The organism is Pantoea sp. PNA 14-12 (genome assembly GCF_004364735.1).
GTDB lineage: Bacteria > Pseudomonadota > Gammaproteobacteria > Enterobacterales > Enterobacteriaceae > Pantoea > Pantoea stewartii.
The window spans coordinates 1,122,123-1,143,617 of the sequence record NZ_SOAJ01000001.1 but is presented as its reverse complement, the minus strand read 5'-3'; the positions used below and the strand labels follow the sequence as shown (position 1 = coordinate 1,143,617).

The following is a 21,495-nucleotide window of genomic DNA, read 5'->3' as shown; positions in this document are numbered from 1 at the left end:
AAAATCATTCAACAATATCGACGAGTAATTATTCTACTGCTTATCGTCTGTACGTAAGATGCGCCACGCTGATTTCTGGCTGCATAACTGGTGATGCAGCTGCGTTAACTGCTGAGTGCTGAGGGCAGCAATATCCTGTGACGTCAGTGTGGGCAGTCCGTTAGCCTGACGCAGCGCCTCGACGGTGGGTTCTTCCTGCGCTGCGGCTAACTGTGTTTTCACCCCGTCGAGATCGGCCGCGTCTGTCACGGACGTCATCTGCTGCAGAAAATCGTCGCAATACTGAATCAGCGTTGTGGCAGACAGGGTCGGTGACTGAAGCGCAAAAAGAATACCGTCGATATCCACACAACGCTGGTAACGGCAGCTGACGACATAACCGATGGGGTGTTCAACACGGTAGCGCTGATAAAATCGCGGCGCGTATAGCAGCGCCAGCGCGCGCAGGGCGGCCAGCTGTTGAGGATCGGCCAGTGGTATAAACAGCAGAATGGCGCTGTCGTCCGAGGGGTGCGGTATCCTGCTTTCGCCGCTCACCCATGCCCGCGCGGGTAATGTAGCAGAATTGACCTTCAGCACGCTGAGCTGTTGCGCAAGTTGTTGATGTCGAAGGGCATTACCGCCCAGAAGGATGGCCCGCCAGCGCTGCGGCTGCACGGACGACGCCAGGCAGTAAGGCAATTGCCGTAGCAGTTCGCGTATTGCAATACCGGGAATGGCAGAGCTGGCCTCTTCCGTTGTCGGCATCAGGCAGGATAACAGTTGCGCCAGCGCCGCGCTGAGCAACGCCTCGTCGGCGGGTAAGTCCAGCGTCAGTTGCCAGACGCCCTGCCTTTCACACCATTCCCCACCGCCGCCAAAGTGACGCAGTACTGCAAACACCGGCCGCAAGGCGCTTTCGCAGGCCTGACCTGCCGCCAGCGTGCTGTACAGTTCGGGACGAAGTATCAGCGTGCCGGCGGTTTCATCCGGGTGAATGTGTGGCAACGTCACCGCGGTGGTGGGCAGCCTGGCGGGCGGGAAAGGATTAGGGCCGGGATAATAAAACCACTCAACAGGGGGAACACTGACGTCGGGCACCTGCCAGCGCGCCAGGGTGAGCGCATAACCCTGTACGCTGCGTGATTCGCCAGCCACGTCAGCGGCACAAACCAGGGTGGTTGCTGGCACGCCGGCCAGCGTCTGTAATAAGGGCGAGAGTTCGGGGCAGTCGCCCGTGGCGGCAAACCCTAAAGCCCGCGCCTGAAGCTGCATTAAGGGCGACAATGCAGCCAGCCGCCGCTGCGCCAGGTGCCAGTAGTGTTGCCGCTGCGTCGCTGTGGTATGACTCAAGGCGGCGAAAAATGACATCAGCAATGCCTGTACCACGGCGGGTTGCTCACCCGTCACTGTCATCATCAACCACTGCGTTTTTGCGGACTGATACAGCCATTTTATCTGTAGCTGACTGGCGAGCCCGCGCGCGTACAAGGCGGCCAGCAAGCCGCCGGGGGCTTCATCCAGCAAAAACTCGCGCAACAGCATGACACTGTCACTTAACGCCGTTGGTAACAGCCAGCTCAGCGTCACTTCGGACGGGCCGTCCTGCTGCAACATCAGCCTCCTGTCGGCCGATAATTCAACGTCTGGTGCCGGAAGACTGCCCGCATCCCGAAGGGCAAAAGGAGCAGCAAAAATCTCAGCCAGCGTTGCCAGTTCGTCCAGCGGCTGCGGCCCCTGAATCCACAGCGTCATCGTGCCGGCGTGATAAAAACGCTGATGAAACGCCCGCAGCGCGGCCTGCAACTCAGTGACGTTGTCACCAAAAACCGCCCTGTTGCCGGTCTGAAAGCGCTGGAAACTGGCCGGTGCGATGACCGTTGAGAATATAGCCGCCTCTGCTCTGGCCGCAGCGTGATGCTGCAGCAGCCGATGCTCGGCATCAATCACAGCAATTTCCTGAGTAATGGCCTCTGGCGTTAACCGCGGCACGCTCAGCATATCCTGCAGGCGCAGCAGGCCATCAACCAGACTGTCCGGGGCGACTTCAAAAAAAAAGGCGCTCTGGCGCGCCAGGGTGGTGGCATTCACCTGTCCGCCCTGCGCCTGCACCCAGCTCATCAGCCGCCCTTCGTCGGGCCAGCGCTGGCCACCGCTGAACAGCATATGCTCAAGCAGATGCGCCAGGCCGGGCCAGTTATCAGGTTCATCGTGACTGCCCGCCGCCACCTTCACCAGCGCCGCCGCCTGCGTTGCGTCCGGCTGGTGGACGAGCGTCACGCGGAGTCCGTTCAGGGTCAGGCTGCGTGTGTGCATTACAGATTCCGCGTTTTATAGATCAACTGAGAATTGGTGCGGTTGCGGAACTGTAGCTGACCGATTTTGATATCACTGCAGTCTGCCTGACGGCGCGCCTCAAGGATTGTGCCGTGATGCGGTGACTTACTGCAGACCGGATCGGTATTATCGGCATCGCCGGTCAGCATAAAGGCCTGGCAGCGGCAGCCACCAAAGTCTTTCTCTTTTTCATCACAGGAGCGGCAAGGTTCCGGCATCCAGTCGAACCCCCGGTAGCGGTTAAAACCAAACGAGTGATACCAGATGTCTTCCAGCGACTGCTCCAGGACCGAGGGAAAGGCCACCGGCAACTGTCGCGCGCTGTGGCACGGCAGCGCCGTGCCTTCTGGCGTGACGCTCAGGAAAATCGCGCCCCAACCGCCCATGCACGGCTTTGGTCGTTCTTCATAGTAATCTGGCGTAACGAACAACAGATTGGTGAGGCTGCCCCGCTCGTTCATCTGCGTGCGGTAGCGGTTAACGACCGCCTCCGCCCGGGCAATCTGCTCACGCGTCGGCAATAACCCTTCGCGGTTCAGCTGCGCCCAACCGTAAAACTGGCAGGTCGCCAGTTCAACATCATCCGCCTCCAGCTCAATGCACAGATCGATAATCTTATCGATCTGGTCGATGTTATGGCGATGCAGTACGAAATTCAGCACCATCGGATAGCCGTGAGCTTTCACTGCGCGCGCCATCTCCAGCTTCTGCTGAAAGGCTTTTTTCGAGCCGGCCAGCGCCGCGTTGAGGGTTTCATCACTGGCCTGAAAACTGATCTGAATATGATCCAGACCGGCCTCGCTGAATGCGTCGAGTTTTTTCTCCGTCAGACCAATGCCGGAGGTGATCAGGTTGGTATAAAACCCTAGATCACGCGCCGCTTTGATGAGTTCGGGCAGATCCTTACGCGTCAGCGGTTCACCGCCCGAAAAGCCCAGCTGCACGCTGCCCATGGCACGGGCCTGGCGAAAGACCTCGATCCACTGTGCGGTGGTAAGCTCGCGCGCCTGCTGGGCAAAATCCAGGGGATTCGAACAGTACGGACACTGCAGCGGACAGCGATAGGTTAACTCTGCCAGCAGCCAGAGCGGTGGGTTGACGCCGGGTTTAAGCTGGGTCACGGAACTGTATCCACTTCTGTTCATAAGCTGACTGCAGGAATTCTTTCACATCTTCGCCCACGCCGCCCGCGTCCGGGAACTGAGCATCCAGCGTGGCAATAATGGAAGCGATATCCTGTTTGCCGTCCACCAGCGCCAGAATGGCCGCAGCGGTTTCATTTAACTTCGCCATGCCTTCGGGATAAAGCACCACATGGCTGTCCTGTGCCGCTTCCCATTGCATACGGTAGCCACGGCGAAAGGCGACAATTGTGTGTTCGTTCATCATTATACCAGTCGGGTTGTGTGCCAGACGGCCTTATCGGTCACGCTGTGATAAGGCGGGCGGTGAAGTTCGTAAGCCATGGTCATGGCGTCCAGCAACGTCCAGAGAATGTCCAGCTTGAACTGCAGAATCTCCAGCATCCTGTTCTGTTTTTCCGCCGTATTACAGAACTCAAGCGCCAGGGCAAGACCGTGTTCCACGTCGCGGTTGGCCTGACTCAGACGGCTGCGGAAGTAAAAATAGCCTTCTTCTTTAATCCACGGATAGTGCTGAGGCCAGCTGTCGAGCCGTGACTGATGAATCTGTGGCGCGAACAACTCCGTCAGCGAACTGCAGGCCGCCTCCTGCCAGTTAGCGCGGCGGGCAAAGTTGACATAGGCATCTACCGCAAAACGCACACCCGGCAGGACATGCTGTTCAGAAAGCAATGCCTCACGCGTCAGCCCGACCGCCTCGCCCAGCCGCAGCCAGGCCTCAATGCCGCCATCAGCGCCCTGGCTGCCATCGTGATCCAGAATACGTTGTACCCATTTACGCCGGGTGGCCGGGTCGGGACAGTTGGCCATGATGGCCGCATCCTTCAACGGGATACTGGTTTGATAATAGAAGCGGTTCGCCACCCAGCCCTGAATCTGCTCGCGTGTGGCCTGGCCATTGTGCATCGCGATGTGATAAGGGTGATGGATATGGTAGTACGCGCCTTTATCACGCAGCGCCTGTTCGAAGGCCTGAGGCGACAGGGTTTCCGTAATCAGCATCTTTCGTCCTGCAACTGTATCGCCATTCCGTCCTGACTCACCTCAATGCCCTGTTCAGTCAGGTACTGACGCTGAGGCGACTGTTCGTCAAGAATGGGATTGGTGTTGTTAATATGAATAAGGATTTTGCGTTTTGCGGGCAGACGGGCGAGTAACGCCATCAGCCCCTGCTCTTCGGCCAGCGCCAGATGGCCCATGGCCTTGCCGGTATTTTTGCCCACGCCCGCGGAGAGTAATTCATCGTCCTGCCAGACCGTGCCGTCAATCAGCAGGCAGTCCGCCTGTTCGAGCCACGGCAGAATCACCGCATCCGGCTCGCCCAGTCCGGGCGCATACAGCAGTTTCTGGCCGTTTGCGCGGTTTTCAATAAACAGCGCCACGTTATGGCCCGGTAACGGCCGATCGCGATAAGGCGAGTACGGTGGTGCGTTACTGAGGATTGGAATCGCAGTGAACTGAAGATCCGGACAGACGTCCACGCTAAACGGCGCTAACGGGCGAATGGGACGATGCTGTAAGCCGCCGTTCCAGTGTTTCAGCATGGTGAACACCGGGAAACCCGTGGTGAGATCGTCATAGACTTCCGGCGTGCACCATACCTGATGCGGACAACCTTCACGCAGACTGAGCAGACCGGTAGTATGGTCGATCTGGCTGTCAGTCAGGATAATGCCGCCGATCGCCGTACCGCGCAGCACACCTTTTTTGATGAGTTCTGGCGTGTGCAAAATCTGCTGACTGATATCGGGGGAGGCATTGCACAGCACCCAGTCCTCGCCATTATCGCTGACAATAATAGAGGACTGCGTACGCGGCGTCGCCTGAACGGTGCCGTTACGGACACCCTGACAGTTGGGACAGTTGCAGTTCCATTGCGGGAATCCGCCGCCTGCCGCCGAACCAAGGACTTTAATAAACATGAAAGGGACCAGGTGTTGAAACAAAATGCCCGCACAAGCGGCGGGCAAAGGATTAACGGTTGGAAATGTACAGTGTTACTTCCAGACCGAGGCGCAGATCAACAAATGTTGGTTTTTTCCACATAATTTTCTTCCTTATAAATAAACAGACAAAGAACGTACTGCAAGACAGCATCGTAACAGGGATTAAAATGCGAACCTTGTCACGCTATTTTCTCGCAGACCCTGGGGTGAAATCAACGAAAAGCCCGTAAGAAAACGTGTTAACGGATGCCGGTAAGGTGTAAAACCCGCAGCCAGTTTCCCCACGTCAATTTCTCCAGCACGCTTTCATCATAGCCTTTGTCGCGAAAAACAGCGAGCAACTGGGGCAACCCACTGACATCGCCGAGCGCATCGGGCACCGAAATGCCGTCAAAGTCTGACCCGAAGGCCACATGATCGCTGCCCATTATGTTAATAAGGTGATCGCAATGTTTGACGATTTCTGTCAAATCGGTGTCGCTGTCACGTTTTCCGTCAGCACGCAGAAAAGCGTTGCCAAAGTTAATCCCGACCACACCGCCGCTGTCGCGAATCGCCCGAAGCTGATCATCCGTCAGGTTACGGGGTTGCGGACAGAGAGCATGCGCATTGGAATGACTGGCGACCAGTGGGGAAAGGCCGAGCCGCGCGGTATCCCAGAATGCCTTCTCGTTCATATGGGACACATCAATCATCATATTCAGCGCGGCCGCCTGCCTGATAAGCGCTTCCCCTTCTGCCGTCAGGCCGGGACCGGTGTCGGGTGATCCCGGAAAGCTGCCGCTAACCCCTTCGCCGAAGCGGTTTTTCAGATTCCAGAAAGGCCCAATCGAGCGCACCCCGGCATGATAAAACGCCGTCAACGCCTCGCCGTCGGGATCCAGCGCATCCGCGCCTTCGATATGGGCGACTAACGCCAAAACGCCCTCTGCGCGACAGGCGTCGATTTCTGCCGCGCTGCGACACAGTTTTACCCGCCCCTCCGCGTGCGCCACGATACGCTGCAGCAGGTCAAGCTGCTGCCACATTATCGTCAGGGGATCATAAGGTTCTTCTGCAGCACGCGTGGACGCGACCTGCGCCAGGTAATCCTTCGGCAGAACAAAAATCGCGCACAGCCCACCTGCGAATCCGCCCTGCTGGATGCGAGGGTAATCCAGATGGCCCTCAGGCACGCCGGCAAAGAACGCCTCAGCAGGCGCATCACGATGGTGCAGCCACAAATTCAGTAACAGATCGTTGTGCCCGTCGAAAATCTGCATAGAAAACCCCCTCAAGAACACCGGGTTATGCTAACGCTGTCGCCCCGCTTCGGCAAATGGCAGCGCACACTGTGCCACAGCCCATGAATCACGGTTGTCACTTTTGCGTATCAGGTTGTCAGTTTTGCGCGCGCCGCATGGCTGCGCTTTCGCCACACTGAGCTGACACCGAAAAGGAGAACGCAATGTTAACGAATCCCGCCGAGAAATACCGCCCTTTCCCCCTGGTTGACCTGCCTGACCGTCAGTGGCCTTCGCGGTCAATCAGCCGTGCGCCGCGCTGGCTGTCTACCGACCTGCGGGATGGCAATCAGGCGCTGGCTGAACCGATGAGTCGCGCCCAAAAGCTGCAGTTCTGGCAATTATTGCTGGACTGCGGGGCCAAAGAAATCGAAGTCGCCTTCCCGTCAGCCTCGCAAACCGACTTTGACTTCGTACGGGATTTGATTGAACAGCAGCGCATTCCTGAAGACGTGACGGTGCAGGTTTTAACCCCCGCGCGCCACGATCTGATTGAGACGACCTTCTGCGCCCTGAAAGGCGCACCGCGCGCCATTATCCATTTGTACAATGCCACCGCACCGCTGTTCCGGGAACGTGTATTTAACCAGAGTAAAGCGCAGATTGTGGCGCTGGCTACCGACAGCGCGCGGGAAATCCGGGCCGCCTGCGAGGCCGCACCCGAGACACTGTGGACCTTTGAATACTCGCCGGAAACCTTCTGCTTTACCGAGCCAGCGTTTGCCCTCGACATTTGTGAGGCGGTGGCCGCCGTCTGGGAACCCGGGCCTGAGCGCCCCATGATCATCAACTTACCCGCCACGGTTGAAGTTAACACGCCCAATGTGTATGCCGATCAGATTGAATTTTTTTGCCGTCACTTTAGTCGTCGACAGGCAGTGTGCATTAGCGTTCATCCGCATAACGATCGCGGCACGGGCGTTGCCTGCGCGGAACTGGCGCTGTTAGCCGGTGCGGACCGCATTGAAGGCTGCCTGTTAGGTAACGGAGAGCGCACGGGGAATGTGGATCTGGTGACGCTGGCGTTAAATCTTTATACCCAGGGTGTTGCCCCCGGACTGGATTTCAGTGACATGGCCCGCGTGATTGAGGTCGTCACCGCCTGCAATAAACTGCCCGTCCATCCGCGTCATCCCTATGCCGGCGAACTGGTGTTCACCGCGTTTTCCGGTTCGCATCAGGATGCAATCAAAAAGGGGTTTACCTGGCGCGCACAGCAGCAGGAAACCGTGTGGCAGATGCCCTATTTGCCCCTCGACCCGGCGGATATCGGCAGCAGTTATGAAGCGGTGATTCGGGTTAACAGCCAGTCGGGGAAAAGTGGGGCGGCCTGGCTGCTGGAGCAGAACCACGGTCTGCAACTGCCGCGCGCCCTTCAGCAGGATTTCAGTCGGTGTGTACAACAGGAAACCGATGCCCACGGAAAAGAAATGACGCAGCACGCGGTCTGGCAACTGTTCTGTCGTCACTACCAGATTGATCGGCCCACGCTGCGTCTGATGGATGCCCAGAGTGAAAGCGAACAAGGCGAGCAAACGCGCCTGCGCGCCCACGTCCGCCATCACGACCACCTTCTCCCGTTGACAGGCTGCGGTAACGGGCTGTTGTCCGCCGCCGTCAACGCGCTGCGTCACGCCTGCGATCTGACGTTAACGATCGAACATTACCATGAACACACGCTGGGAAAACGCAGCGACAGCCGATCGGTTGCCTATGTCAGCTGTATCAATCTTCAGGGAGAGCGCGCATGGGGCGTCAGCATCGACAGCGATACGTCACGTGCCGCCCTGCAGGCCCTCCTCAACGCGGCAGGTCACTTTCTGCCGCCGGAAAGTAGTCCGTCGGTGCCACACCGAGCACACGACGAAACATCGCACTAAACGCACCGGGGCTCTCATAGCCCAGATCGAGGGCGACCTGTAGAACCGGGTCGCCCTGTGCCAGCCGGGTCAGGGCAATGGCCACGCGCGCACGGCGCACCCACTCGCTGAAATAAAGCCCGGTTTCACGTTCGAAGTGACGGGCCAGCGTCCGGCCAGACACATTAAGCCATTCGCTGGCGCGGGCCAGCGTCCAGTCACCGGCGGGCTCCGCCTGAATCTGCATGCACAATGCCTGTAAACGCGGGCTGTCAGGCACCGGCAAGGCAAAGGGCAGCACATCCATGCCGCGAATTTCATCCAGGATCAGCTCGTAAATCCGTTCCGCCCGACTGGCGGGCGCATAGGAAACCGGTAAATCCATGGCGCTGACGATCAGCGCCCGCAGCAGGGCCGAAATTTGTACGACCTGGCAACTGGCAGGCAGATCGGCCCTGGCCAGCGGGTCCACAAACAACACCCGGGCCGCGACCGCGCCGGTAATCTGTAAGCTATGGCGCGTCATGGCTGGCAGCCAGACGCCGCGGCTGGGCGGTACCACCCAACTGCCCTGTTCGGTTTCAACCCGCACCACGCCGCTTAAGGTATGAATCAACTGCGCACAACGATGAAAATGCCAGGGCTCCGTTGCCCCGTGCGGATAATCGTGCGCCAGCGGCACCAGCGGACGCGTGCTGAAATCGAAACTGATCGTTGCACTCATTGCGACTTAAGGTACTTATAGATCACCGCTAAATCCTCTTCGCCGTGCCCGGCCTCCACGGCCTGCTGCCAGACGCGGGCGATATTTTCCAGCGCGGGCAGTGTGCTGTCCGACGCCTCAAGCGCCAGCCGGGCATCTTTAAGCGCCCACTGCAGATGCATCTGCGGCGTGTAATCTTCGCTTTCCATCATGGCGAGCTTCATTTTGGCATACGGCGCGGCCAGCGGACCGCCGTCCAGCACCTGCCACAGATCGTGGGTTGAAAAACCAAACTGTTCAGCGAGTCGGTTGCTCTCCGCCAGACTTTGCATCAGGCCGATTAACCAGCTGTTGATCACCAGTTTCATACGCGAACTTTTGCCCGCCTCGCCCAGCCACTGCGTGCCTTTACCCATCGCGGCAAACACCGCTTCAGCAGCCTGGGCACGCGAACGGTCGCCGCTGGCCAGCACCAGAATCTGGGCGTTTTCCGCAGGCGCTTTGGTGCCGGAAACCGGTGCATCGATAAACACCACATCCGGGCGCGTTTGGGCAAAGAAGGCGATCAGCGCATCGGTTTTTTCAACGCCAATGGTCCCCATCTGACACAGCGTGGCGCCCTGCTTCAGAGCCGCATTCACCTCATGCAGCACCTGCGCTGTCGTTTCGCCATCGGATAACATCGCAATCACGACATCAGCCTCGCTTACCGCTTCAGATGCCGAATCCGCAAGGTTCAGCCCGGCGTCAACCAGGTCTTCGCCCCGTGCGCGCGTGCGGTTCCAGCCGTGAACCTCAAACCCTTTTTTCAGTAAATTCGCTGCAAAGGCGTGCCCCATGGCACCCAATCCTAAAACCGCTACGTTCATGCTGATTTCCTTGTAGTGAATAGTCAGGCCCGTGTTGCTCATACGGGTTGGCGTAAGATAAAAGGTAGCATCGGTTACCTCGTCCTTCCGTTAACGTCCGCTGTGGCTTCCCAAACCAGTTACTGACAACGCCGCCTGTCGTTCGGCCCGCAACCGGGCCAAACGCGGGAGAGATCTACCCAGGATGCCCGTCTCACGGTTACATCCATCGGCTGAACATTTACGTTTTTCCAGACAACAGACAAAACGATTAACATGAGGGCGACTGTGCCCGTGGGTTCGTTTATCCCCCTATACTGCGACCTGCCGCCAGTCGTCGTGGCGTTCGCCCCGCATCGGGCTGGCGACATCCCCGGGGATAGCCGCTTTCAGGCCAAATACAGAGGGATATTAAGCGATTACGCCGGTAAAGCCTGCCGTTTTTTGTGCTGCCTGCCATCTTTTCTCTGCCGCTGACTGCGACGGCAAGCGGATGCCCGGTATCGTGCGCAACCGGATCGATACCGGCTTAGAATCAGCCCCTGAACAGGGCTTTTATGCGGTCGCGGAATGGCGTTATATGAGCAATATTGCCGCAGATGACAGCAACACAGTGCGTGCACCTTCGTATGCCGTAACGGTGGTAAACAGCGGCTAAAAATGGCTGGTTGATGCATAAACACAGGATCTGGTTGGCCGGGTCGATAATCTGGTTGACTATATGGGCTCAGTCATCGTCAACGAAAGCAATGGCCGTTATTACGAATCTGTACCGGGACGCAACTACAGCGTTGGCCTGACAGTTCCAGTAAACGCAGGCGGCTGCGCAGGTGCTTCGTGACCGCTGACTCGCTCTTTCCCTTATTTTTCAGGCATGACGTTGTTACATGCCGGGATAATTTTGCGGGACGCCGCGAATGGATCCCTGCGTTCTCGCGGGAGCCGGTGGTGCTGAGGCTGACAGGACCTTTATTTCGGCCGTGACATGGCTGGAAACCAGACGCGGCATCGCGCGCCTGGCGAGGCGGGACAGTGAACAGGCGCAGCGCTTACGCCACGCGTACCAGACCCAGGTGCTGGCGGTGTATCATGAGCGGACGCTGGCAGGATTGCACGCAACTGCGCACGGCTGTGTATGCCCGTTAGACGTGCTGAAACCCATGCGTTGATTGCAGCGACGGCGATGCAGCCTGATCTGATTCTGGTGACACATCAGCCGAAAGACGTCCAGGGAATGAGCGTGATGCTGCTCATCCCCTGGCAAGTCGCTTAACCCTTACAGGGCGTTAAGTTTTGCACGCACATCGTCACAACTGCCGGTTTCCCCCAGGCGAGGAAAAATGCGTTTAATGCTGTTTTCGTGCGTATCGCTATTTAAATCCGTCATCGCATCGACCGCTAACGTGACGTTGTAACCTAATTCGTAAGCCTGACGTGCCGTCGACTCTACGCCGATACTGGTGGCAATACCGCAGATCACCACCTGCGTAATACCGCGTTTTTGTAGCTGATCATGAAGCGTGGTTTGATTAAACGCGCCCCAGGTGTGCTTAGTGACGGTGATATCATTGTGTTGCGGCGTCATCGCCGGTACCAGTGTGGCCCAGTTTGCCGGTAATTCGCCCTGATGCCGGGGGGATTCGGTTCGGCCCGGTGCGCCGCCCGCGACATTCACAATCACGACAGGCAGGTCTTTTTCACGAAAGGCGGCCGCCAGGGCTGCGCAGCGTTCAATAACCGGCTGTGGCTCATGCACAACCGGCAGCGCAACAATCCCCTCTTGCAGATCGATAACAATCAGAGCGGTTTTCGCATCAAGTGTGGTTAAAGCCATGGTGAGTCCTCTGGAAACAGTATAAGAAGTATGGCGCAGGCTGATGCCGCTACGCACCGCGGGTTCGCCGCCAGTGCCCGAACAGGCGCGCCATACAGGGGGGAGGCAATTATAGCGTGCCGGGCAGCGCTGAACAGGCGCGGGTCGTTTCAATTTGTAAGTCAGGCTGATTAATGGGCAAACCCGATCCGGTGCTCAGCGTCGCTCGACATAGTGAATCAGGCTGTGAAAACGCAGGCGCGTATCCAGCGGATTGCGATAACTGTGGGCCACGTCCGCGCGGAACTGAAAGGCCTCGTCCCGCTTCAGCCGCCGCCAGGTATCAGCAATGCCCAGCAACAGCTCGCCTTCCAGCACCACCACCTGCTCGATCACGCCTTTTTCATGCGCGGCAGAATCACTCTGCGCGCCCGGTGCCAGCTCAACGGCAAGCAAATCAAAGCGTAGCCGATCGTCATAAGGTAACAGCGGCGTCACCGCCATCTGCGCATTGTGCTGGCGATAACGGGCCACTTCCCCTTCCGCGATGGGCAACTGATGAACAAAAAACGAGAACGGGACATTAAAGCCGGTGGCGATTTTCCACAGGGTGGCAATCGTCGGGCTGGACTCGCCGCGTTCAATCTGCCCCAGCATCGCCTTACTGACGCCTGTTTTCTCGGCGGTTAACGTAAGGCTCCAGCCATTGGCTTGCCTCAGTTGTTTCAGCGCCTCGCCAAGATAGTGATGCAAATTTTCCATATTGTCTCCTGCATAAGCGCATCAGTGTAGCACTTGTGCGTTATAGCGCACTATGCGACGATGTGCGCTATAACGCACAAGAGGAAGAGACCATGTCACTGCGCCATCCGCCGTTTCCCGTTACCCTGCCTATGGTGGTGTCAGGCTTTGTCGCCGTGCTGGTCGGCTACAGCAGTACAGGTGCGATTATTTATCAGGCCGCCCAGGCGGCTGGCGCGCCGCCTGCGCTGATCGCAGGCTGGTTCTCCGTCATTGGCATCGCAATGGGAATCGCCTCAACGGGGCTTTCCCTGGCTTACCGCATGCCGGTGCTGGCCGCCTGGTCCACGCCGGGGGCGGCCTTGCTGGCCACCAGCCTGCCGGGCACGTCTCTCAATGAGGCTGTGGGCGTATTTGTTTTTGCCAATGTCCTGATTGTGTTATGCGGGGTCACGGGCCTGTTTGCCCGCCTGATGAATCACATCCCGGCGTCGCTGGCGGCTGCTATGCTGGCGGGCATTTTACTGCGCTTTGGCTTGCAGACGTTTAGCGACTTCGCCGTGAACTTTCCCCTCGCCGCCACGATGTGTATGAGCTGGTTACTGGCGCGCCGCTGGTTTGCCCGTTATGCCATTCTGATTACGCTTCTGGTCGGTGTTACCCTGGCGGTAGCCCAGAACAGTCTTCATTTTCCGGCACAGGCTGCCCATTTCAGCCTTCCTGCGCCTGTCTGGCCGTCGTTTTCACTGCACACGCTTATCGGTATTGGTCTACCCTATTTTTTAGTCACCATGGCGTCACAAAATGCGCCCGGCATCGCCACCCTTCAGGCACACGGCTATCGTCCGTCGGTGTCCGGGCTCATGAGCTGGACCGGATTACTGGCGTTGGTTCTGTCGCCGTTCGGCGGATTTTCGGTGTGTGTGGCGGCCATTACGGCAGCGATTTGTATGGGCGAAGAGGTCGATCCCGATCCCCGTCGTCGCTGGATTGCCGCGGCAGTGGCCGGCGGATGTTATCTGTTGGCTGGCGTGTCCGGTGCGCTGATTGCGGTGCTGTTCAGCGCACTGCCGGCTGTAATGGTGCACGTAGTGGCGGGCCTGGCGCTGGTGACGACCCTGGGCGGCAGTCTGCAACGGGCACTGGCAGAGCCTGCTGACCGCGACAGCGCGCTGTTGGCTTTTTTAATCACGGCGTCGGGCGTGACGCTTTTAGGGATCGGGTCGGCGTTTTGGGGATTAGTGGGTGGCGTTATCGCGCATCTGTTATTAAAACGTAAAACAGCGTAACATCATCTGGGCATTGGTTATTTTCCCGGCAGCGGGCGAAAAAACCACGCATTTGACCTCTTTTTCTGCGGTTTGATTTGCCATTGCCCCACGTAAAATCACCGTAATTGACGATAACACGCGATCTTCTGCCTCAGACAACGACCGATAAGGGCCTAACAGGTGGCAAAAACTTTTCTGCGCAGCGGCAATCTGGATGCGGTTCTGGCTTTAGGTGAGAACGGCCAGCCGGTATTTACGTCCGCCCTGCAAATCCGTGAGACCCTGCGTTTGCGCCGCCAAAGCGCACTGGCAGACTGCCTGGCGATTCCGCAAACCAATGAACGTGGCGACCGGCTTGACTGGTACGCGCCTTTTTCCGGCAAAGTCAAATCCTGGATGGCCGCGAGCGATTATGAACGCCGTCAGGCGTTGCAACATCTCACCGCCTGCCAGCAGGATCTGCAAGCCATTAGCGCCCGCGCCCGCGAGGCTGCCAATCCGGCGATGCGCCTGTTTGGCGCGCTACTCAGCAAGAGCCTGCAATTCCCCAATCAGCAATATGTTTATCTGGTGAACGGTAAACCTGTCATCACCTTTTGGGGATTTGTGGATGCGCAGGAGCGCAACCGTGATGATGCACTCGCCTGCCTGCGTGAAAGCCTGGAGGAGTCGCTGCCTGCTTCGCTGGTCGAACTGCCACCCGAGCCTGTTGTGCCGCCTGCGCCCGAACCGGTGGTGGTGCCCGAAACCGCCGCGGTGGTACCGCCGGTCGCAGAGGTGCCCGCGCCTGAGCCGGAACCTGTACCAGAGCCTGTGCCCGCTCAGGCCGCGCGTCGTCCGGCTTTCCGTCTGTGGTATCTGATTCCGACGCTGGCCGTTGCCGCAGCGGCCGCGACGGCGGTTATTTTGCATATGCCGCAATCGGAGCCCGTCACGCCGTCCGCCCCGGTCGCCCAAAACACCGCCCCTGTTGCCGCCATCAGGCCGGCAGCCATGGTGCCGGCTGAAAAACTGGCTGACACTTTGCCGCAGAAACCGGCCGCCGTGGTAGCGGGTGCGCAAACCGCCGCCAGCGCTGCGCCTGTGCCTGCAGCGGCACCGTCTGCGACGCTTTCCAACGTGGTTGCGCCTGCGGTGCCCGCGAAACCCGACGATCTGGTGGTGACACCGGATGCCGTCCGTGATGGTCAGGTTCAGGTGATTGACGGACGCTGGCGCGTGGAGATCGAAAACATCAAAACGCCGACCGGTAAACCCCCTGTCATGCACTTCCAGTTTAACAATGGCAAGGGCAGCGTACAGATCAACCAGGGGAACACCACCTGTAAGGCCGATGTCACGGCGGCGATGACCAGCGCGGGTAACATGGTGATAGAAAGCCGCTTTACCGCCCGGTGCGCGGACAAATCGCGTTACCGTATGCCGATGTTAGTGTGTCATTCCAGCATTGGCGCCGCCGCCTGCGAAGCGCAATACACCGGGGATCGTGTGTATCCCATTACGATTAAGCGTGAGAGTAAGTAACTATGTTGGCTCCCCTGATCGATGATAAGCAAAAAATTTCTCTGATTGAGAACAGCGGCGTGCAGTTCCTGGATTTTGGTCTGCAACTCTCCGCAACCCAGGCGCGCCGTCAGTTTGTGCGCCAGACCGCAAATGGTCCGTTACTGCGTCTGAATATGGACGGTAACAGCGGTAAATTTTTACTTTACCCGCAGGACGGTGGCGCACCGGAAGTCGTGCGTCCCGAAACCGATATCGCGCTGTCCGACTCCCTGACCTTACTGGAAGCCTGCTGGCTGCCGCTGCCAATGCTGCGTTGCGCCTCAGGTCGTCGCTTTATCGGCGGCCCGGAAAACTGGGCGCGCATGCGGTTAGTGGCGCTGGAGAAACCTGACAGCGCAGGCAACACGCACCGCGTTACGCTGGCGTTTGATACGCGCTGCGTGGCGGAAGAAGATGGCGGCGAACAGTTGGGACTGACGCCATCCGACGCACAGAACGGCGTTACCTTTGCCCTGGCCTGGCACAACTACGAGCTGGGGGAATTTCTTGATCACACCTGGGTAGATGGCTGGCTGCGCGAATCCTTCACCGACCGCGTGTCCGATCGCCGTGAACAGGCCATCAGCCAGGCGCTACGTGAGTTTGAATATCAGGCGCACTACCTCAACCTGCTGGAATTACTGGGCGAACAGCTTAACCTCACGGAGATTCACATCCAGGCCGCCACGCTGCAAACGCCAGCCGTCAACGTGGATATCATTCTTGACGTCGGCAACTCGCACACCTGCGGTATTCTGGTGGAAGACCATCCGGAAGAGAGCAACGGCCTGAAGCAGACCTACGAGCTGCAGATGCGCGATCTGTCTCAACCACATCGTGTGTATAACGAGCTGTTCGACAGTCGGCTGGAATTTGCCGAGGCGCGTTTTGGTAAAGCCAACTTTTCGCTGGAAAGCGGCCGTGAGCAGGCCTTTATGTGGCCTTCACTGACCCGCGTCGGACGCGAAGCCAGCCGCCTGGCCTTGCAGCGTGCCGGTCTGGAAGGCAGCACCGGGCTGTCCAGCCCGCGGCGTTACCTGTGGGACGAAGCCCGCTATCAGCCGGGCTGGCGCTTCAATCAGCAGAGCCCGCAAGGTGAACCGCAGGCCTGCGCCGCCCCTTTCACCTCACTGATGAATGACGAAGGTCAGCCGCTGTATGCGCTGCCGCTGGATGAACGCCTGCCGGTGTTCTCCGCTCACTACAGCCGCAGTTCACTCATGACGTTTATGCTGTGTGAGCTGCTGGCCCAGGCACTGATGCAAATGAACAGCGCGGCACAGCGTCAACGCATGCCGCAAAGTCATGCACCGCGCCAGCTGCGTCATGTGATTCTGACGCTTCCGTCCGCCATGCCAAAACCTGAACGTGAAATCTTTCGTCGTCGCATGCAGGAAGCGATTGCGCTGGTGTGGAAAGCTGAAGGCTGGCATCCGGCCGACGAGGAATTTACGGCGGAGACGCAGGCGCAAAGCAGTAAACCCGTGCCGGACGTACAGATGGAGTGGGATGAAGCCACCTGCGGTCAGATGGTGTGGCTGTTTAACGAAACCCAGGTGAACTTTGCCGGCCGCGCAGAAGACTTCTTCAGCAGCATGGCGCGTCCGGATCGTCCGCGTGAAGCCGATGAGCAGCCCGGCAAGAGCCTGCGCATTGCCTCTATCGACATTGGCGGCGGCACCACCGACCTGGCGATTACCCAGTACCGTCTCGATGACGGCCAGGGCAATAACGTCAAAATTACGCCGCGTCTGCTGTTTCGTGAAGGCTTTAAGGTGGCCGGCGACGATATATTACTGGATGTGATTCAGCTGTGGGTTTTGCCGGCCCTGCAACAGAGCCTGCAGAAAGCCGGCCTGACGCTGGCCGAACCGCTGATCAACAAACTGTTTGGCCACGACAGCCGGATGGACGGTCAGGCAACGCTGCGGCAGCAAGCCACGTTGCAGGTGTTTATTCCCCTGGCGCAGGCGGTGCTTGAACGTTACGAGAACTGGGATCCCCTGGAAAGCCATGCCGAAATCAATGCGCTGTTTGGTGAGCTGGTCGATCAGCGTCCGGCAGACGCGGTGCTGGCGTTTGTTAATGGCGAAATCCAGCGTGAATTAGGCGGCAACAGCCGCTTTGACCTGCTTGAGGTGCCGCTGGTGGTCAGCATGGCGCAGCTTCACGGCGAGTTTATGCAGCACCGCATGGCGATCATTCCGGCACTGCGATCTATGTGTGAGGTGGTCTCACTGTATCAGTGTGACGTCCTGCTGCTGACCGGACGGCCCTCACGCTTCCCCGGCATCCAGGCGCTGGTGCGTCATCTGCAACCGCTGCCGGGCAGCCGAATTTTGTCGCTGGAAGGCTATCACACCAGTGACTGGTATCCGTTTAACAAACATGGTCGTATCGATAACCCGAAATCCACGGCCGCCGTGGGCGCGATGTTATGCCTGCTGGCCCTGGATTTGCGCCTGAGCAGCTTCTGGTTCCGCGCGGGCGATTTCGAGCCCTATTCCACGATCCGTTATCTCGGCATGCTGGACGAAAACCAGGCCCTGACCGATGAGAACCTGTGCTACAGCGACATCGACCTGGACGATCCCGCTTTCTCGCTGGATCGCAAAAGCAGCTTCCGGATTCGTGGCAATGTCTGTCTGGGCTTCCGCCAACTGGATAATGAACGCTGGCCCGCGTCGCCGTTGTACAGCCTGACGCTCAATGATGCCGCGCTGGCGCGCAAGGTTGCGGGTGAAAGCGTGCTGCGCGTGAAGCTGGCGGTGAAAGCCGGTCCGGATGCGCCTGGCCCCGAGACGTTGGTGTTAAGCGAAGCCCGACTGGACGATGGTACGCGCGTTCCGCTTGAACATCTGAGCCTCAAACTGAATACTCTCTCCGCCACTGGCAATGCCAATGCGCAATACTGGATTGACAGCGGGAGTGTATGTAAACGATGAGATCGGTTAAACCCCGCCAGCCGCAAACGCTGGCAAAACGCCTGAGTTTATTGCAGGACGCCCTGAATGGCAGCCTGGCATGGATTGAAAACACCCGCGAACAGTCGCCCCGGTTGGCACTGGAAGCCGAAACCCTGACCCTGCAGTTACGTCAGGCCCGTGTGCAAACGCAGGCGCTGGCGCAGCAGGTGGCCCGCCCCGTCACCTTAGCCCTGTTTGGGCAGTCTCAGGCAGGCAAAGCCTGGTTGTTAACGGAGATGGTCGCCGATGCCCAGGGACAGTTAATCACCGCGCTAAGCGACAAGCCGGTTAACTATTTTCAGCATATCAACCCGGGTAACCTTGATTTCGCCACGGCGACGCGGTTTACCCATCAGCGCGAGCCGCTGTCGTCGGAGTGGCCGGTAGAGCTGGCCCTGATGAGCGAAGCCGAGGTGCTACGCCTGGCGATTTCGTGTGGCGAAGGCGTCAGCCAGCCCGATACCGCAAACATCGACAGCGTGATACAACGTCTGCAGCGTCACCGCTTAACGACGCCACTGCCTGGCCTGGAGAGCGATGCGCTGGTCACGCTCTGGTCATGGTGCCGCCGCCATCATTTGTATGATGCACAACTGGATCGGCACTTCTGGCCTCAGGCGGTTGAACTGGCCCCGTGGCTGAGCGTTGACGATCGGGTCCAGTTGTTCTCTCTGCTCTGGCCCGCCGAACCGGCCCTGAATGAGCTGGTGCGGAGCTTGCTGCATCTGCGCCACCAACTGCGCAACAGCACACGCGTGCTGGGGCCGCTTAGCCTGTTAACCGATTCGTCTCTGCTGCCTGCCGAACAGCTTATCGTCCCGGCCAGCGAACAGGATCTCTCGCTGCACATTGAGATCTGCCCGTTAAACGGAAACCGCCTGGCCAAGCCGCAACATGTGGCGCTGGGATTACTGGCGCTGCTGACGCTGGAGGTGACGATTCCGCTCAGTTCCACGCCGCGCACCGCGATCTATGACGAAGCGGACATGCTGGAGCTGCCTGCACCCGGTACGCCGAGTGATGCGGCGCTGCGGGAAGAACGCCAGCGCCTGCAGCAGCAGGATGCGCTGCGCGCACGGCTGCTGGAGCACAAACGTACACTGCTCCCCGGCATCTATGCCGCCCGCCAGGGCATCGATTTGCTGCTGATCTGCACCGCCGCCAGCCAGCGTCAGGATGTGGATATCGCCAGCCGCGCCCTGCGCGAATGGCAACGCCTTCAGCCAAAAAACGACGCGGGTGAAAAACCGCGTCTGATTTGGGCGATCACGCCTTATGATGCGCGCCATCAGCAGGTGAATGTGGATGAGGCGGTACAGCGTCAGGTCGGCCAGCCGGGTCAGCAATGGGGTTCCATGCTGGCACTGGATCGCGCCGGTGTGGATCGCATGTCCGAATGGTTACAGGATGAGATGCAGCCAGAGGCCCGCCGCGATCAGCTTATCGCGCAACTGGCGCAAATTCAGCACATGGTCGTTGAACGTCGGCTACAGCCCTGGACCGAAGCCGGTGCGTCGCCCGATCAGGCGGCGCGCAAGCAGAACATCGCGGATACCTTGTTGAAATGCCTGCAACATCGCACCGGTTTGCATGGAGAACTGCTGGAGCGGTTGCAGCCTTCCCGTGAAGCCCTGCGTCAGCTGTGGCTGAATCAGTCGGGCTCATCCGTTCCTGCCGCCGCCACCAGTATTCAGGCACCGGAGAACCAGTTTGGTATCGGTTTTGAGTTCGACCTGTTCAGCGATGCTGAAATTGAACAGCCCGCGCCTCAGCAGTCCAGCTTTGGCCAGGGCCTGACTCAGTTCCCGCGCCAGGTCTTCAGCCTGTGGCTGAACCATCTGCGCCAGTTGCCGGAAAATCAGAGCCTGCTCACGCTGCTGAATATCGACAAAGCCACGATGGAATGGTTAATAGAAGAACTGATCACCGCCAGTTTCCGCACCGGTATCCTGCAGTCGCTGCAAACCGCCCTGCATGAACCGGACGCGCAGAGCATGTCGCATGAGTCGCGCGCCGATCGTCAGGTGACGCGTGCCATGACGGTATTGGGGGATTTCGTCGCGTGGCTGGGCTTCCTGCAGCGTCCGGAAGCGGAACGTCCGGCCAGCCGGGTTAACCGTGGCCAGTCGATCTTCTCACGTCCGCCTGCGCCGAGTGTGAATTTCAGCGCCGGTCAGCGACTGACAAAACTGTCGGCTACGCCAGCAAACCACACGGCGTACTACATATATGACTGGCTGGTGGGCCTGAACACGGTCATTATCGAAAACAACGGCTATACCGGTGGGGGCGATCTGCCGGTCAGCGCGCGCGAAGCGCTAGCCGACCTGCTCAAACCGCTGCGTAACTAAGCGTATATCAGGCGCAGTTCGCCACTCAGCGACTGCGCCGCCTCTTCCAGCAACGCCAGAACCGGGGCCAGATCCGCGTCGTGCCGATCGGCATTCAGCAGATAAATCTCCGCTGGCAGGGCCATGCCACCTGTCAGCCAGTCCCAGAGCGCGTCCAGGTTATTGCCGAAGTCGCCGGAACAGTCGCTTTGCGCGGCAAACTGCCGGTAAAAGGCATCGCGATCCGCCAGCTCACCGAGATCAAACCGTAGGCGCAACATCGTTACTGCACCGGCTTAAAACTGCGATAGTGGTCAGTGGAAAGAAACACCAGCCCGTCTGACGAATATACCAGGCGATCCGCCTCACGATGGCCACAGCGGTAGTTCACATCCGCCTCATACCACTGCCGATCTGAACGTTCAGGTAGCTTTCTTTCGCGGTTGGAAAAGCGATCGCCGCCAATCGCCCGACCCGGCAGCACGTCACACAGATTGCCCTTCGCAGGATTCCAGCCCAGACGGCGGGCCTGCTTCTTTGTGATGTAGTAATCGGGCAACTGCTGATGCTGTAGCACCCAGCGGGCGACGGTTCGCACATCCGTTAAGGCGGCGATGTCTGCGGCAGAGGTTTTGGCAGGTGCAGACGTCAGATAGGGTCGCAGACCTATCCAGGAGAGGATAAGGATGAGGACTAATCCTAACCACAGTTTTTTTGACATGATGACATCCC

Annotated in this window: 19 protein-coding genes and 1 pseudogene; 7 read left to right on the top strand and 13 right to left on the bottom strand. The window is 58.8% G+C overall.

Annotated features, from left to right (window positions below; translation table 11 throughout):
• Positions 1-33: 33 nt before the first annotated feature.
• The 7 genes from pqqF to C7434_RS05430 form a co-directional block, all read right to left on the bottom strand.
• On the bottom strand, positions 34-2,295 hold the full coding sequence (gene pqqF, locus C7434_RS05460) for a pyrroloquinoline quinone biosynthesis protein PqqF (protein ID WP_133745217.1): 2,262 nt from the start codon (positions 2,293-2,295) through the stop codon (positions 34-36).
• Positions 2,295-3,437: a pyrroloquinoline quinone biosynthesis protein PqqE gene (pqqE, locus tag C7434_RS05455; RefSeq protein WP_058701944.1), complete on the bottom strand. Its 1,143-nt coding sequence runs from the start codon at positions 3,435-3,437 to the stop codon at positions 2,295-2,297. Before pqqE ends, pqqF begins: the two co-directional genes overlap by 1 nt.
• Complete coding sequence (pqqD, locus tag C7434_RS05450; RefSeq protein WP_033741351.1) at positions 3,424-3,702, bottom strand: pyrroloquinoline quinone biosynthesis peptide chaperone PqqD; 279 nt, start codon at positions 3,700-3,702, stop codon at positions 3,424-3,426. Before pqqD ends, pqqE begins: the two co-directional genes overlap by 14 nt.
• A gap of 2 nt (positions 3,703-3,704) precedes the next feature.
• Positions 3,705-4,460, bottom strand: coding sequence for a pyrroloquinoline-quinone synthase PqqC (gene pqqC, locus C7434_RS05445; protein WP_033741349.1), 756 nt, complete (start codon positions 4,458-4,460; stop codon positions 3,705-3,707).
• A complete protein-coding gene (pqqB, locus tag C7434_RS05440; protein ID WP_033741347.1) occupies positions 4,454-5,380 on the bottom strand; it encodes a pyrroloquinoline quinone biosynthesis protein PqqB in 927 nt (308 codons plus the stop codon). Before pqqB ends, pqqC begins: the two co-directional genes overlap by 7 nt.
• A 52-nt stretch (positions 5,381-5,432) precedes the next feature.
• Complete coding sequence (pqqA, locus tag C7434_RS05435; RefSeq protein WP_009090272.1) at positions 5,433-5,504, bottom strand: pyrroloquinoline quinone precursor peptide PqqA; 72 nt, start codon at positions 5,502-5,504, stop codon at positions 5,433-5,435.
• Positions 5,505-5,643: 139 nt separating this feature from the next.
• On the bottom strand, positions 5,644-6,666 hold the full coding sequence (locus C7434_RS05430) for a dipeptidase (protein ID WP_133745216.1): 1,023 nt from the start codon (positions 6,664-6,666) through the stop codon (positions 5,644-5,646).
• Between the two features lie 185 nt (positions 6,667-6,851).
• Here C7434_RS05430 and leuA point away from each other — a divergent pair, with 185 nt between their 5' ends.
• Positions 6,852-8,567 carry a 2-isopropylmalate synthase gene (gene leuA / locus C7434_RS05425; RefSeq protein WP_133745215.1) on the top strand — a complete coding sequence of 572 codons (1,716 nt, stop codon included), beginning with the start codon at positions 6,852-6,854 and terminating at the stop codon, positions 8,565-8,567.
• On the opposite strand, the gene C7434_RS05420 is transcribed toward leuA, so the two are convergent.
• Both C7434_RS05420 and C7434_RS05415 read right to left on the bottom strand, forming a co-directional pair.
• Positions 8,488-9,270 carry a helix-turn-helix transcriptional regulator gene (locus C7434_RS05420; RefSeq protein ID WP_110267533.1) on the bottom strand — a complete coding sequence of 261 codons (783 nt, stop codon included), beginning with the start codon at positions 9,268-9,270 and terminating at the stop codon, positions 8,488-8,490. The genes leuA and C7434_RS05420 overlap by 80 nt on opposite strands.
• Entirely contained in the window at positions 9,267-10,118 is an 852-nt protein-coding gene (locus tag C7434_RS05415) for an NAD(P)-dependent oxidoreductase (protein ID WP_226374486.1), read from the bottom strand. The genes C7434_RS05420 and C7434_RS05415 overlap by 4 nt, the downstream gene beginning before the upstream one ends.
• Positions 10,119-10,575: 457 nt before the next feature.
• Between C7434_RS05415 and C7434_RS05410 the strand changes: the two are divergent.
• Positions 10,576-10,938, top strand: a pseudogene (locus C7434_RS05410) (TonB-dependent receptor); the annotation flags it as partial.
• Positions 10,939-11,014: 76 nt separating this feature from the next.
• A complete protein-coding gene (locus tag C7434_RS05405; RefSeq protein WP_133745213.1) occupies positions 11,015-11,266 on the top strand; it encodes a hypothetical protein in 252 nt (83 codons plus the stop codon).
• Between the two features lie 107 nt (positions 11,267-11,373).
• Here C7434_RS05405 and C7434_RS05400 read toward each other — a convergent pair whose 3' ends face one another.
• Positions 11,374-11,931, bottom strand: a complete 558-nt coding sequence (locus C7434_RS05400) for an isochorismatase family protein (RefSeq protein WP_039340433.1) — start codon at positions 11,929-11,931, stop codon at positions 11,374-11,376.
• Positions 11,932-12,126: 195 nt separating this feature from the next.
• Complete coding sequence (locus C7434_RS05395) at positions 12,127-12,672, bottom strand: XRE family transcriptional regulator (RefSeq protein ID WP_033741332.1); 546 nt, start codon at positions 12,670-12,672, stop codon at positions 12,127-12,129.
• A 92-nt stretch (positions 12,673-12,764) separates the two neighbouring features.
• Between C7434_RS05395 and C7434_RS05390 the strand changes: the two genes are divergently transcribed.
• The 4 genes from C7434_RS05390 to C7434_RS05375 all read left to right on the top strand — a co-directional run bounded on the left by C7434_RS05390 (position 12,765) and on the right by C7434_RS05375 (position 20,784).
• Positions 12,765-13,940 (top strand): benzoate/H(+) symporter BenE family transporter, encoded by a 1,176-nt coding sequence (locus C7434_RS05390; protein WP_133745212.1) that lies wholly within the window; start codon positions 12,765-12,767, stop codon positions 13,938-13,940.
• Positions 13,941-14,102: 162 nt separating this feature from the next.
• Entirely contained in the window at positions 14,103-15,446 is a 1,344-nt protein-coding gene (locus C7434_RS05385) for an SrfA family protein (protein WP_133745211.1), read from the top strand.
• A 2-nt stretch (positions 15,447-15,448) separates the two neighbouring features.
• Positions 15,449-18,412 carry a virulence factor SrfB gene (locus C7434_RS05380; RefSeq protein ID WP_039340438.1) on the top strand — a complete coding sequence of 988 codons (2,964 nt, stop codon included), beginning with the start codon at positions 15,449-15,451 and terminating at the stop codon, positions 18,410-18,412.
• A complete protein-coding gene (locus C7434_RS05375; protein WP_133745210.1) occupies positions 18,409-20,784 on the top strand; it encodes a virulence factor SrfC family protein in 2,376 nt (791 codons plus the stop codon). The genes C7434_RS05380 and C7434_RS05375 overlap by 4 nt, the downstream gene beginning before the upstream one ends.
• On the opposite strand, the gene C7434_RS05370 is transcribed toward C7434_RS05375, so the two are convergent.
• Both C7434_RS05370 and C7434_RS05365 read right to left on the bottom strand, forming a co-directional pair.
• Complete coding sequence (locus C7434_RS05370; protein ID WP_033741324.1) at positions 20,781-21,044, bottom strand: barstar family protein; 264 nt, start codon at positions 21,042-21,044, stop codon at positions 20,781-20,783. The two genes, C7434_RS05375 and C7434_RS05370, sit on opposite strands and share 4 nt — an antisense overlap.
• A 2-nt stretch (positions 21,045-21,046) precedes the next feature.
• Positions 21,047-21,484 carry a ribonuclease domain-containing protein gene (locus C7434_RS05365; RefSeq protein ID WP_006119088.1) on the bottom strand — a complete coding sequence of 146 codons (438 nt, stop codon included), beginning with the start codon at positions 21,482-21,484 and terminating at the stop codon, positions 21,047-21,049.
• Between the last annotated feature and the right edge of the window lie 11 nt (positions 21,485-21,495).

Bases quoted from the DNA above. Each gene is read 5' to 3' on its own strand.
- pqqF (WP_133745217.1), bottom strand. From the start codon at position 2,295: ATGCACACACGCAGCCTGACCCTGAACGGACTCCGCGTGACGCTCGTC.
- pqqD (WP_033741351.1), bottom strand. From the start codon at position 3,702: ATGAACGAACACACAATTGTCGCCTTTCGCCGTGGCTACCGTATGCAA.
- pqqC (WP_033741349.1), bottom strand. From the start codon at position 4,460: ATGCTGATTACGGAAACCCTGTCGCCTCAGGCCTTCGAACAGGCGCTG.
- pqqB (WP_033741347.1), bottom strand. From the start codon at position 5,380: ATGTTTATTAAAGTCCTTGGTTCGGCGGCAGGCGGCGGATTCCCGCAA.
- C7434_RS05430 (WP_133745216.1), bottom strand. From the start codon at position 6,666: ATGCAGATTTTCGACGGGCACAACGATCTGTTACTGAATTTGTGGCTG.
- leuA (WP_133745215.1), top strand. From the start codon at position 6,852: ATGTTAACGAATCCCGCCGAGAAATACCGCCCTTTCCCCCTGGTTGAC.
- C7434_RS05420 (WP_110267533.1), bottom strand. From the start codon at position 9,270: ATGAGTGCAACGATCAGTTTCGATTTCAGCACGCGTCCGCTGGTGCCG.
- C7434_RS05415 (WP_226374486.1), bottom strand. From the start codon at position 10,118: ATGAACGTAGCGGTTTTAGGATTGGGTGCCATGGGGCACGCCTTTGCA.
- C7434_RS05405 (WP_133745213.1), top strand. From the start codon at position 11,015: ATGGATCCCTGCGTTCTCGCGGGAGCCGGTGGTGCTGAGGCTGACAGG.
- C7434_RS05400 (WP_039340433.1), bottom strand. From the start codon at position 11,931: ATGGCTTTAACCACACTTGATGCGAAAACCGCTCTGATTGTTATCGAT.
- C7434_RS05395 (WP_033741332.1), bottom strand. From the start codon at position 12,672: ATGGAAAATTTGCATCACTATCTTGGCGAGGCGCTGAAACAACTGAGG.
- C7434_RS05390 (WP_133745212.1), top strand. From the start codon at position 12,765: ATGTCACTGCGCCATCCGCCGTTTCCCGTTACCCTGCCTATGGTGGTG.
- C7434_RS05380 (WP_039340438.1), top strand. From the start codon at position 15,449: ATGTTGGCTCCCCTGATCGATGATAAGCAAAAAATTTCTCTGATTGAG.
- C7434_RS05375 (WP_133745210.1), top strand. From the start codon at position 18,409: ATGAGATCGGTTAAACCCCGCCAGCCGCAAACGCTGGCAAAACGCCTG.
- C7434_RS05370 (WP_033741324.1), bottom strand. From the start codon at position 21,044: ATGTTGCGCCTACGGTTTGATCTCGGTGAGCTGGCGGATCGCGATGCC.
- C7434_RS05365 (WP_006119088.1), bottom strand. From the start codon at position 21,484: ATGTCAAAAAAACTGTGGTTAGGATTAGTCCTCATCCTTATCCTCTCC.